11 protein-coding genes are annotated in these 12,130 nt (G+C 74.0%); 1 reads left to right on the forward strand and 10 read right to left on the reverse strand.

Annotated features, from left to right (window positions below):
• Positions 1-56 precede the first annotated feature (56 nt).
• The 10 genes from ACZ52R_RS19690 to ACZ52R_RS19735 form a co-directional block, all read right to left on the reverse strand.
• Positions 57-788 (reverse strand): FadR/GntR family transcriptional regulator, encoded by a 732-nt coding sequence (locus ACZ52R_RS19690; protein ID WP_360497970.1) that lies wholly within the window; start codon positions 786-788, stop codon positions 57-59.
• A gap of 199 nt (positions 789-987) precedes the next feature.
• Positions 988-1,845, reverse strand: a complete 858-nt coding sequence (locus ACZ52R_RS19695) for an HAD family hydrolase (protein WP_465661661.1) — start codon at positions 1,843-1,845, stop codon at positions 988-990.
• A gap of 68 nt (positions 1,846-1,913) precedes the next feature.
• A complete protein-coding gene (gene serS / locus ACZ52R_RS19700; protein WP_360497966.1) occupies positions 1,914-3,188 on the reverse strand; it encodes a serine--tRNA ligase in 1,275 nt (424 codons plus the stop codon).
• Between the two features lie 517 nt (positions 3,189-3,705).
• Positions 3,706-4,641, reverse strand: a complete 936-nt coding sequence (gene pheA / locus ACZ52R_RS19705) for a prephenate dehydratase (RefSeq protein ID WP_360497964.1) — start codon at positions 4,639-4,641, stop codon at positions 3,706-3,708.
• A 153-nt stretch (positions 4,642-4,794) separates the two neighbouring features.
• On the reverse strand, positions 4,795-6,123 hold the full coding sequence (gene efeB, locus ACZ52R_RS19710; RefSeq protein ID WP_465661664.1) for an iron uptake transporter deferrochelatase/peroxidase subunit: 1,329 nt from the start codon (positions 6,121-6,123) through the stop codon (positions 4,795-4,797).
• Between the two features lie 5 nt (positions 6,124-6,128).
• A complete protein-coding gene (locus ACZ52R_RS19715) occupies positions 6,129-8,135 on the reverse strand; it encodes a copper resistance CopC/CopD family protein (RefSeq protein WP_465661666.1) in 2,007 nt (668 codons plus the stop codon).
• A 13-nt stretch (positions 8,136-8,148) separates the two neighbouring features.
• Positions 8,149-8,643, reverse strand: coding sequence for a copper chaperone PCu(A)C (locus ACZ52R_RS19720; RefSeq protein ID WP_360497958.1), 495 nt, complete (start codon positions 8,641-8,643; stop codon positions 8,149-8,151).
• On the reverse strand, positions 8,640-9,308 hold the full coding sequence (locus ACZ52R_RS19725) for an SCO family protein (RefSeq protein ID WP_465661668.1): 669 nt from the start codon (positions 9,306-9,308) through the stop codon (positions 8,640-8,642). The genes ACZ52R_RS19720 and ACZ52R_RS19725 overlap by 4 nt, the downstream gene beginning before the upstream one ends.
• A gap of 111 nt (positions 9,309-9,419) precedes the next feature.
• Positions 9,420-10,175: a YcnI family copper-binding membrane protein gene (locus tag ACZ52R_RS19730; RefSeq protein WP_465615610.1), complete on the reverse strand. Its 756-nt coding sequence runs from the start codon at positions 10,173-10,175 to the stop codon at positions 9,420-9,422.
• Positions 10,176-10,375: 200 nt separating this feature from the next.
• On the reverse strand, positions 10,376-11,212 hold the full coding sequence (locus ACZ52R_RS19735) for a hypothetical protein (RefSeq protein ID WP_465661669.1): 837 nt from the start codon (positions 11,210-11,212) through the stop codon (positions 10,376-10,378).
• Between the two features lie 230 nt (positions 11,213-11,442).
• Between ACZ52R_RS19735 and ACZ52R_RS19740 the strand changes: the two genes are divergently transcribed.
• The gene (locus ACZ52R_RS19740) at positions 11,443-12,078 is read left to right on the forward strand and encodes an ATP-binding protein (RefSeq protein WP_465615614.1); all 636 of its coding nucleotides are present in this window, start codon (positions 11,443-11,445) and stop codon (positions 12,076-12,078) included.
• Positions 12,079-12,130 lie beyond the last annotated feature (52 nt).

The following is a 12,130-nucleotide window of genomic DNA, read 5'->3' on the forward strand; positions in this document are numbered from 1 at the left end:
TTCTCTCTCGGATGTGCGTGGATGCGGGCGGGAAGGGGGAGGAGGCTCGCGCCGTCCTACTTCCGGGCCGCGATGGCCGCGAGCAGCTGCTCGACGGCCGCGGTCGGGCCGGCGAGCAGCGCACGACACGCCGCCTCGGCCCGGTCCGGGTCACCGCTCTCGATCGCGTCGACCAGCGCCTCGTGGGTCGCCACGACCGCCTCGGGCATGTCGTGGTCGCCGAAGGCGGAGGTCATCGCCTCGCGTACGGAGGCGCCGAAGTAGCGGTACACCTCGGCCAGCGCGGGGTTGTGCGCGGCCTCGACGACGGCGGTGTGGAACTCCAGGTCGTGCTCGACGGTGGCCTCGCGGCTCGCCCGCTCGGGGTGCGCCGCGAACACCTCGGCCTCACGGGCCAGCGCGGCCCGCATCCGCCGGATGTCCTCGGGGGTGTGCCGCAGCGCGGCCAGCCGGGCGCCCTCGGCCTCCAGCGCCGCGCGGACCTCCAGGACGTCCCGGATGCCCGAACGCTGGACGCCGCGCAGGACGGCCGCCGGGTCGCTGGTCGAGCGGACGAACGTCCCCTCGCCCTGCCGGGAGACCAGCATCCCGGCGTGCACCAGCACCCGGATCGCCTCCCGCACGGTGTTCCGCCCGACCTGCAGCCGTTCGGCCAGCTCGTGCTCGGTGGGAATCCGCGACCCCACCGGCCAGACCCCGCCGGCCAGTTGCTCGCGCAGCTGGTCGATCGCGGTGTCCACCAGGGATCGCCGTCCGGCTGCCTGCAGGCCACTGCCGTCGCCGCTCATTCCGGACCTCCCTTCGCCACCGCAACACGCGCCTTCACCAGTCGTGGGTCATCCTACAACTGCTTGCCCGGTCATCCTACAACTAGTGGGGAACAGTGCGTGAACGCCCGACCGGCGACACGCCGCACCCTCTCCGGCGCCCGGTCAGCGGGCGGGGTCAGCGGGCCGGCTCGGCGGGCGCCCGGCTCGGCGGGCGGGGTCAGCGGGCCGGGTAGAGGCGCTCCAGGACGGCCGCGACGCCGTCCTCGTCGTTGCTGGTGGTGACGGCGTCGGCGACGGCGAGGAGCTCTTCGTGGGCGTTGGCCATGGCCACGCCGTAGGCGGCCCAGCCGAACATCGGGACGTCGTTGGGCATGTCGCCGAAGGCGATGGTGTCGGCGGCGCGCAGGCCCAGGCGGCGGGCGGCGACGGCCAGGCCGGTGGCCTTGGACAGGCCCAGCGGGAGCAGTTCGACCACGCCGGGGCCGGCCATCACGACGCCGACCAGGTCGCCGGCGGCGCGGCGGGCGGCTTCGGCGAGGGCGTCGTCGGTGAGCGCGTGGTGCTGGATGTAGAGCTTGCTGACCGGGGAGGCGAGCAGTCCGTCGCGGTCGACCCGGACGACGGGCAGGTCGGAGCCGATCAGCAGTTCGTAGCCGGGGCCGGCCAGCACCTGGCCGTCGAGGCCGTCCTGGTTGGCGGCGACGGCGAGCGGGCCGGTCTCGGCCTCGATCTTCTCGATGGCGAGCGCGGCGAGCCGGCGGTCCAGGGTGAGCGAGGTGAGCAGCTTGTGCGCGCCGGCGTCGTAGACCTGGGCGCCCTGGCCGCAGACGGCTATCCCGGTGTAGCCGATCTCGTCGAAGACCGGACGGGCCCAGACGGCCGAGCGGCCGGTGACGACGATGTGCAGCGCGCCCGCGCCGGTGGCCGTGGCCAGGGCGGCGCGGGTGCGCTCGGAGACGGTTTCCTCGCTGGTCAGCAGGGTGCCGTCGAGGTCGGTGGCGACCAGCCGGTAGGGCAGGCCGCCACCGTCCCGGGTGCCTGCCAGGGAGACGGGGCTGGGGCTGGTGGTGCTCATGGGCCGGTCGTCTCCCGGGAGTTGCGGGTGGAGCGGATGCTGCGCGGTGGTGCGGGTGATGCGAGTGGTTACTTGACCGGCTCGAGGACGGTCCGCCCGCCGAGGAACGGCCGCAGCGCCTCGGGCACGACGACGGATCCGTCGGCCTGCTGGTGGTTCTCGAGGATCGCCACGATGGTGCGCGGGATCGCGACCAGGGTGCCGTTCAGGGTGGCGAGCGGGCGGGTCTTGCCCTCTTCGCGCATCCGGATCGACAGGCGGCGGGCCTGGTACTCGGTGGTGTTGGAGGTCGAGGTGACCTCGCGGTACTTGCCCTGGGTGGGGATCCAGGCCTCGATGTCGAACTTGCGCGCGGCCGAGGCTCCGAGGTCGCCGGAGGCGACGTCGATGACCCGGTACGGCAGCTCCAGCGCGTTGAGGAAGTCCTTCTCCCACTGGAGCAGGCGGCGGTGCTCGTTCTCCGCGTCCTCCGGCGTGGTGTAGACGAACATCTCCACCTTCTCGAACTGGTGGACGCGGATGATGCCGCGGGTGTCCTTGCCGTAGGTGCCGGCCTCGCGGCGGAAGCAGGACGAGTAGCCGGCGTAGCGCAGCGGCAGCTTCTCGGCGTCGAGGATCTCGTCCATGTGGTACGCCGCGAGCGGGACCTCGCTGGTGCCGACCAGGTACCGGTCGTCCTCGGCGAGGTGGTACACGTTCTCGGCGGCCTGGCCGAGGAAGCCGGTGCCGTCCATGGCGGCCGGGCGGACCAGGGTCGGGGTGATCATCGGGGTGAAGCCGGCCGCGGTGGCCTGGGCGATCGCCATGTTGACCAGGGCGAGCTCCAGCAGCGCGCCGACGCCGGTCAGGTAGTAGGAGCGGGCGCCGGCGACCTTGGCGCCGCGCTCGGTGTCGATCGCGCCCAGGATCTGGCCGAGTTCGACGTGGTCGCGCGGCTCGAAGCCCTCGGCGGCGAAGTCGCGCGGGGTGCCGATCTCCTCGAGGGTGACGAAGTCCTCCTCGCCGCCGACCGGAGCGGCCGGGTCGATGAGGTTCGCCAGCGAGCGGAGCAGGCGGTCGGCCTCCTCCTTGGCGGCACTCTGCTCGGCGTCCGCGGCCTTGACCGCGGCGGCCAGGTCCTTGGTGCGCTGCAGCAGGGCGGTCTTCTCGTCGCCCTTGGCCTGGGCGACCTGCTTGCCGAGCACTCGCTGCTCGCTGCGCAGTTCGTCGAAGCGGCTGCCCGAGGACCGGCGCCGTTCGTCGGCGGAGAGGAGGGCGTCGACCAGGTCGACGTCCTCGCCACGGACGCGCTGCGAGGCGCGCACTCGGTCAGGGTCCTCACGGAGCAGGCGAAGGTCAATCACAGGCCCAAGCGTACCGGGCGGGCGTTCCTCCACCGGTACCGGTTTTTCCCTGGGGATAACCGGCCCGATCCTGTGGATAACTTCTGTGGGGAACTCGCCGTAGGCGGGTTATCCACAGGGCTGGGGCCGAGGCTGTGGATCGAAGAGGAAGATCACCCTCCGCGCGGTCGAACCAGGGAATTGATGTTTCAAACCTCATTCGACCTTCTCGAGTGAGGGAATTGAAGCACTCAGACGGGTGATTTGCTGGCAACCAGGTGACTCTGGTCCGATTAGTCATCTCTGTGGCGCAAACCGATGATCCGACCAGTTCTGGGCAATGGCTATACCGGTTTGTCGACTCATCCCCAGGCCTGTGGATAACTTCCGGCTGTGGACAGCGGAGAGGCCTGTGGACAGTGGCCCCCGGTGCCGGACCGCCCTGTGGATGACGGGGACGGTCGCCCGCCCCGCCTGATCGGCCCGATCCAAAACAGTCGGAAAAGGTCAGAAAGACAACAGGTGTCGCTCAGATGTCTCAGATGTCCCCGCGCCCGTCGAGCGCACGGGAGAGCCAGTCCGCTGCCGAGGTGAAATCCTCGTCCGAGGTCCCCGGCCGCCGGTGGGTGGAGACCTGCCGGTCGGCGCGCGGATAGGAGCCGAGGTACCGCACCTGCGGGCAGATCCGCTTGAGCCCCATGATCGCCTCGCCCACCCGGCGCTCGGACAGGTGGCCCTCGCAGTCGATCAGGAAGCAGTAGTTGCCCAGGCCCTCGCCGGTCGGCCGGGACTCGATCCGCATCAGGTTGACCCCGCGCACCGCGAACTCCTGCAGCAGCTCCAGCAGCGCGCCCGGGTGGTCGTCCGGCAGCCAGACCACCATCGAGGTCTTGTCCGCGCCGGTCGGCGAGGAGACCCGGCCCGGGCGGCCCACCAGGACGAACCGGGTGGCCGCGCTCTTGGCGTCCGCGATGTCCTTGACCAGCGGGTCCAGCCCGTAGATCGGCGCCGCGAACTCGCCCGCGAACGCCCCGTCGTAGCGGCCCTCGGAGACCAGCCGGGCGCCGTCCGCGTTGGAGGCGGCCGACTCCCAGGTCGCCTCCGGCAGGTTGGCCGCCAGCCAGCGGCGCACCTGCGGCTGGGCCACCGGGTGGCTGGTCACCGTCTTGACCCCGGACAGCTCGGTGCCCGGCCGCACCAGCAGCGCGAAGGAGATCGGCAGCAGCACCTCGCGGTAGATCATCAGCGGTGCGCCGGAAGCCAGTTCGTCGTTGGTCGCGGTGACCGCGCCCTCCACCGAGTTCTCGATCGGCACGAACGCCCCCGCGGCCTCCCCGACGCGCACCGCGTCCAGCGCCAGCGCTACCGAGGACAGCGGCACCAGCTCCCGCGTCCCCGCCTCGGGCAGGGTGTGCAGCGCCGCCTCGGTGAAGGTGCCGGCCGGGCCGAGGTAGGTGTAGCGGGTGGCCGACATGACGCCTCCGTGGGACTCGGTGCTGCAGGGTGGTGCCGAAACAGTCACCCTAACGATTCCGCGGTCCCGGCAGGAAAGCGTTCCAATGGCCGGGACCGCCTGTGCTAAGGGCCTCGGGCGCCTGGGCCGGGTGCCCCGGGCAGCGGCCTGCGGCTACCCCTCTTCCAGCAGCTGCTGACCGAGGTAGCCCCCGTCCGGCGCGGCCGGCGGCACCGCGTACAGGCCGCTCGCCTCGTGCCGCAGGAAGCGGGAGAGGCCGTCGCCCCGGGAGAGCTTGCGCTGCACCGGGGTGAAGCCCTGGCGCGGGTCGGCCTGGAAGGCGAGGAAGAGCAGCCCGGCGTCCGGCGAGCCGTCCGGCAGCAGCCCGTCGTGGTACGAGAAGCCGCGCCGCAGCATGGCCGCCCCGCCGTTGGCCGCCGGGGCGGCGACCCGGATGTGCGCGTCGGCGGGGATCGACAGGGCGCCGTCCGGGCCCTGCGCGGACAGGTCGACCGGGGTGTGCTCGCCGGCTCCGGCGGGCGAGCCGAGCGGGGCGCCGTCCGCCTTGCGCCGGCCGATCACCCGCTCCTGCCGGTCCACCGGGAGCGCCTCCCAGTGGTCCAGCAGCATCCGGATCCGCCGGAACACCAGGTACGAGCCGCCGGCCGACCAGCCCGGCCGGTCGCCGTCGGCGGTGCAGAACACCTTGGCGGCGAAGCCGTCCTCGCCCGGCTTCGGGTTGTTGGTGCCGTCGACCAGGCCCATCAGGTTGCGGCCGGTCACCGGCCGCGCGGCGGCCCCGGGGGTCCGGGCGAAGCCGGCCGACTGCCAGCGCAGCGCCGCCGTACCGGCCGCCAGCCGCTGCAGCACCCGCAGCGCGTGCACCGCCACCAGCGCGTCGTCGGCGCCGATCTGGACGAACAGGTCGCCGTCGCCGCGGGCCGGGTCGAGCGCGTCGCCGGGGAAGGCGGGCAGCGGTTCGAGCCCGGGCGGTCGGCGGTCGGCGAGCCCGGCCTTGTCGAAGAGCGCCGCGCCGAAGCCGACGGTGAGGGTGAGCGAGCAGGGCCCGGCGTCCAGGGCGATCTGGTTGTCGAACTCCTCGGCCGGCTCCCCGGCGGTCAGCCGCTCGGCCGCCTTCGTCCAGCGCTGCAGCAGGGCGCGCAGCCCGTCCCGGCCCGCCCCCTCGGCCAGGTCGAACGCGGCTAGCTGGACCCGGGCCTGCTGCGGTTCGAGGATCCCGGCCTGGTGCTCGCCGCGGAACGGCACCCGGGCCGCGCCGAGCGCGCCGCCCGCGGGTGCCGCACCCGCGGGGTGGTCGGTGCCCTCCAGGGCGACCGCCCCGGCGACGCCCGTGCCCGCGCCGACCAGCAGCCCGGCGCCGGCGGTGCCGAGCAGCGCCCGCCGGGTGAAACCCGTACGGCTCGCCGGGTCCTGCCCTGCCGAGGCCTGCTCCGCCGGGTCCTGCCCTGCCGAGGCCTGCTCCGTCGTCGTCACGTCGTCCATCGCCGTCAGCCGATCTTGAACTGCTGGGTCGGCGTGGTCTGGTCGATGTCGGAGGAGCGGATCTGCACCGACACCACCCAGGTGCCCGCCAGCGGCAGCTGCGCGGTACCGCTCCAGCGGCCGGTGCCTTCCGGGGTGAGCGCGACCGGCAGTGGGCCGAGGTCGCGGTCCGGCAGGGTGAAGGCGAGCTGCACCTCGGGGACGTCCACCGGCTGCCCGTCCGCGCCGTCCAGCGCGAGCTTCACCTCGTTCGGGCCGGTCCGGGCCGGGTTGAGGGTGACGGTCGCGGTGCCCTTGGCGTTCGGCGTCCGGCCCTTGGTGTCGTACGGGAGCTTGAGCTCGACGGTGCGGCCCGGCTCGGTCTGCGGCGCGGCCACGGCCCCGCCGGCGGCCGGCGCGGCGGTTCCGGCCGTGACCTCGCTCGCGACCCGTCCGGGCGGCGAGTTGGTGAGCATGGTGGTGACCACCAGCACCGCGACCGCGACCAGGGCCTCGACCAGCACCGAGCGGCGCAGTCCGGCCCGGGTCGGGGTCAGTCCGCGTTCGCGTCCGGCGTTCTGGCGGGCGGCCTGCTGGCGGGCCAGCTGGGCCCGGCGGACCGGGTCCTCGCCGTGCGCCATGGCGCCGACCGGCTCCGGCACCTCGGCCTGTTCGACCTCGGCCGCCTCGGCCGGGGCCGACCGCAGCCGGGCCAGCCAGGAACGGGACATCCAGGCGACGCCGATCATCACGACCACGCAGCCGCTCTTCACCAGCAGCAGCCGCCCGTACGCGGTGCCGGTCAGCGCGCCCCAGCTGCCGAGTCCCCGCCAGGACTGGTAGATCCCGGTCGCGGCGAGGACGGCCACCGAGCCGAAGGCGATCCTGGAGAAGCGGTCGACCACCTCCGCGCCCACGCCCTCGCGCAGCGCGACCAGCAGCGCGGCCAGCCCGCCCAGCCAGAGCGCCATCGCGATCAGGTGCAGGATGCCGAGCGGCAGCGCCAGCCAGACCTGGATGCCCACCGAGGCGTGGTCGGCGCCGACCCAGGTCGCCGAGAGGGCGACCGCCAGCAGCAGCCCGGCCACGCCGAGGCCGAGCCGGGTCTCCCGCTGCGGCCGTTCGGCGGCCCGCTGCTCCAGCTCGCGCAGTTCGGCGGCCTCGGCGTCCTCGCCCTCGTCGCCGCCGCTGTCCTTGGCGGGCTTCGCGGGGAGCGGCCGTGGCGGCTGCCCCAGCTGGCCGACCAGCAGCGACAGGAACACCCCGCCCGCCGCGAGCAGCAGCAGCCGGGCGGCCAGCGCGGTGCCGATCCGCTCGTCGAGCGTGGCGCGCACCAGCGACAGGTCGAAGGCCTGCCCGACGCCCGAGCCGCGCTCGTACGGGCCGCGCAGCATCAGCACCGCGACGGTGGAGACCAGCAGTGTCGTCCAGCCGGTCATCAGCAGCCGCTGCACCGGGCGCCGGGCGGTGCCGGCCGGCCAGCAGATCAGCACGAAGGCGGCGACGCCGGCCAGGAGCGCGAACGCGGCGTACGCGACCGTGCGCCCGGTGCCGTAGAGGGCGGCGACCACGTCGTCGGCCTTGGCGCCCTGCAGCGCGGTGGCCGACACCGAGGTGTCCGAGGGGGCGCCGATGGAGAAGGTGAACGCCCCGCCGACCGGGTGCGAGTCCTCCGAGACCGCCCGCCAGGCCACCGTGTACGTGCCGTTGGCGAGCCCGCCCTTCAGCCCGACCCGGGCGGTGTTGCCCCTGCCGTCGGCGTGCGCGGGGTTGCCGGTGTCCACGGCCTTGCCGGCAGGGTCGAGCACCCGGACGGAGTCGGAGGAGAGCGACACGGACTCGCTGAAGGTCAGGGTGACCTCCGGCGGGGCGGTGGCGACCACCGAGTTCTGCCGGGGGTCGGTGGAATCCAGGGTGGCGTGCGCGGAGGCCGGTCCGGCGCCCGCGAGCATCAGCGCGAGCAACGCGCCGAGCACTCCGAGCACCCCGGCGGTCCGGCGGTGCGAGGCCTTCTCCAGGCCGGCCGACTGCATGGTGGCGGTCCCCTTAACTCTGGCCGGGGCGGTAGGTGAGCTCCTTGACCGGCACCTTGACCGAGATGGTGCCGGACTTGGCGAAGGTGAGGTCGAGTTCGACCTCGTCGCCCAGGGTGGGGGCCTTCTGCCAGCCCATGATCATGAGGTGGGTGCCGCCGCGGGCGAACTGCAGCGCGCCGTGGGCGGGCACGTCCAGGGTGTCGACCTGTTCCATGCTCGACGGGGTCGAGCGGTGCATGGTGACCGACTCGGCGCCCGGGCTGGTCACCTTGACCAGCTGGTCCTGCCCGCCGTCGTTGCGGACGGTCAGGTAGCCGGCCGCCATGCCGCCGGCCGGCGGCAGCGGGATGTAGGAGTCGGCGACGCTGAGCCTGGCCGGCCCGCCGCCGGCCCCGTCCTGGCCGTCCGTCCCGCAGGCGGCCAGGATGGCGCCGCCGCCGAGGGCGGTCGCGACGACGGCGCCCAGCAGGGCGGTCCGGCGGAAGCGGCGGGTGCCCGTCGTCACGCCGCGACCCCCTTGGCGAGCAGCGGCAGGTCGTGCTCGTAGGTCTTCTCCTCGGTGCCGCTCATGTAGAGCACGTGCGCCTTGTCGTCCGAGGGGAGGAAGGCCAGCACCTGCGCGCCGTGGGTGGAGGTGACCGTGCCGTCCGCGTTGACCACCGGGTCCTCGATCATGATGCCGAGCGACTTGGCGGCGGTCTTCACCTTGGCCAGGTCGCCGGTGAGGCCTATGAAGTCGCTGCCCATCGAGTCCAGCCAGGTGCGCAGCACCTTGGGGGTGTCGCGCTGCGGGTCGGTGGAGACGAAGACGACGTTGACCTTCTGCCGGTCCTCCGGGGAGAGCGCCTTCATCGCGACGCCGATGTCGCCCATGGTGGTCGGGCAGACGTCCGGGCAACTGGTGTAGCCGAAGAACAGCAGGGTGGCCTTGCCGTTGGTCTGCTGCCGCAGGTCGTACGGCCGGCCGGAGGTGTCGGTCAGCTGGAGGTCCGGCTTCTCGAAGTTCTTCGCCAGCTTGGTGCCCTGGTACGGGGTGTCCTCCTTCTGCTGGGTGACCTTCGCGGCGGTGGAGTCACCGCCGGAGGAGCCGCAGGCGGACAGCGTCAGGGCGGCGGCCAGCGCGAGGGCGGCCGCGCCGGCCAGGCGGGTGGTGCGGGCGGTACGGGGCATGCGTGCGTGATCCGATCGTGCGCGGTGGACCGCCGACGGGGCCGGACCCGGGGTGCGGGTACGGCGGGAGTGCGGCCGTACGGCCTGGGTACGGCCCCGTCGGCGCGGGGGTCAGGAGGCGGAGCCGCCGTTCTTGCGGCGCAGGCCGAGCACGCCGACGGCGGTGCCGATCACGCCGACCACGATGCCGACCACACCGAGGGTGCGGGCGGTGGAGTCGCTGCTCTTGCTGCCGCCGTCGGAGGCGGCGGCGTGGTCCGAGCTGCCGCCGTGGGCGTCGGCGGCCGGGGAGGCGGTGACGCCGTGGTCGTCCCCGCCCGCGGCGGCCTTGGTGAGCTTCAGGACCGGGGCCGGGTGGGCCGGCTCGGGCTGGCCGTCCTTGGACTCGTCGATCCAGCGGACGACATCGCCGTTGTCGTAGGTCTGCAGGGCCTTGAAGACCATGCTGTCGGCGTCGGTCGGCAGCGGGCCGAGCGAGACCCGGAACTCCTGGAACTGCCCGGGGGAGACCTTGGTGCCGGCGTCGGCGGTCCAGGTGATCTTGGAGACGGCCTCGTTGACGTCGCTGCCGTGCACCTTGATCGGCTTGTCGAGCTTGGACTTCTCCAGGGTGGCGGTCCAGCCCGGCAGCGGCAGGGTCCGGACCGACGCCAGCGGGTGGTCCAGCGGGAGGTTGACCTCCAGCTTCACGGTGCTCGCGGTGTCGCTCTCGTTCGGCACCCGGAAGTCGACGGCCGTGTAGCCACCCTGGGCGGCCGAACCCGGGTTCACGGTGACGTGCGCGAAGGCCGGACCGGCCAGCGCCACCACGGAGGCGGCGGCGGTCAGGGCGACGGCGGCGAGACGACGGGCGGGAAGGGAACGCATGATGCGGGTCTCCGATCGGAGCTGGGCGGCAGGCCGGGACCGGGCGACGGACTGAACCGCGCCTCGGCGGTACCTCGGTGGTGCCGCGCGTGGGGACGTGTGGGGCAGAGCCTCGGGGCCGGACCCGGTGGTCGGGAAACGGCCCGGACGGTGCGCACACCGCGACCCGGCACGGCCCGCAGGCCGCCGGAAGACGCGGATCAGTACGCGAAGGCCCCGCACGGCGGTCCACGTCGCACCACGCTGTGCCGCAGCACGGCACCCGCCGGAAGCGGACGCTCCCCGCCCCGGACCCCGAACCGGCGGACCGGACCGGCCACCCCGAACAGACCCCGCAGCACCGCGGCCACCAGCGCGAACACCGACCGCAGCGGCGCCGCCCAGTGCTCCCGCGCCGCCGACGCGGCCACCCGCAGCAACCGCCACAGCGCCGCCTCGCCCCGCCGCAGCCACCAGCCCGCCACCAGCGCGGCGACCAGGTGCCCGGCCAGCATCGACGGCGTCATGCCGAACACGCCGCCCTGCCACCACGGCGCGGCGGCGAACGCGTGCGGGTCCAGGCCCGCCGAGGAGACCAGCTGCTCCGGGGACGGGCCGCCGGGCAGGCCGAGCAGCGTGCCCGGGTGGGCCTCGTTGCAGATCAGCCGGCCGGCCACCTGCGGAACGGTCAGCGGACCGGAGCCGCCGTGGTGCATGCCGGACATACCGGACATGGCGGTGAAGCCGTGGCCACCGAGGCTGTGGAAGAGGAAGTGCAGTCCGAGCTGCCCCGCGGCCAGCGCCCCGGCGATGCCGGCCAGCGAACGCTCCCGTCCACCGCAGGCCACCGCGAGCGCCAGCACCGCGACGAAACCCGCCGCCAGCGCGGTCGGCGGAACGTTCCCGCCACCGGCCACGGCGTGCCCGGCGGCCGCTATCAGCGTGCAGAAAAGCGCGAACGGGACGGCCCGGGCAAGCCGCAGGTCCCAGGCGGCGGACCCCGCCGGCTGGGCCGGTCCGGGGGCGCCCGGGAACGGGGCGGCAGCGAGGGCAGGCATGGCCGGGCCATCCTCTCATTGCGTACGCCGGCGACACGGGCAGGGTGGGAAATCCCTACGAATGCCCCTTTCGGCGGCGGCGTGCAGGCCCCCGTGTGCGCCGCGGCGCACAGACCCCGTCCCCCAGTCCATCCGCCGAACGGGCGGTAGCGGCCCCCGTGCACGGTTCACCGCCGAATCGCCCGGAGATACCTAGTTGTATGTGGAGCCGCAGCCAGGAGGGACCTCCCGTGGACATCTGGTGGACTCTGCACCTCAAGCGCGACCCGGCCAGCGTCCCGCTGGCCCGGCGCATCCTGCTCGGTGCCATGGCGACGGCGGGCGTCGACCCGCAGATCGCCGACGACCTCGGCGTCGCCCTCAGCGAGGCCTGCGCCAACGCCGTCGAGCACGGCGCCACCGGGCGGCCCGACGACGGCTTCCAGGTCACCGCCTCGATCAGCGGCGACCGACTGCGGATCGAGGTCACCGACTCCGGCCCCGGCCTGCCCGCCCCCGCCGCCCCGCCGGTCCGGCGCCCCGCTGCCGCCGCCCCGACCCGCCCGGCCGCCACCGGCCGCGGGCCCCACCGCTCCCGCCGCGGCCGCGCCACCGTCCCGGCCCGCGTCCTCACCGGCCACCGCCCCCGCCGCGACTACCACCCGTACGACACCCACGTCCTCCCCTGCGGCCCCACGCCCCCCACCCTCCGCCCGGTCGACCTCGACACCCTCCCCGACCTCACCGCCGAATCCGGCCGCGGCCTCTTCCTCATCCACGCCCTCACCGACCACGTACAACTCCGCAACCACCCCCTGCGGGGGGCGATCGTGAGCTTCGACAAGATCCTCAAGTGGCAGGACGGCGCGCTGCTGCGGGCGTCCTGAGGGTGCGGCCGGGGAGACGCCGAGGGGCGCGGACCTGGGTGGCTGCGCCCCT

Source organism: Kitasatospora sp. NPDC034023 (assembly GCF_055575795.1).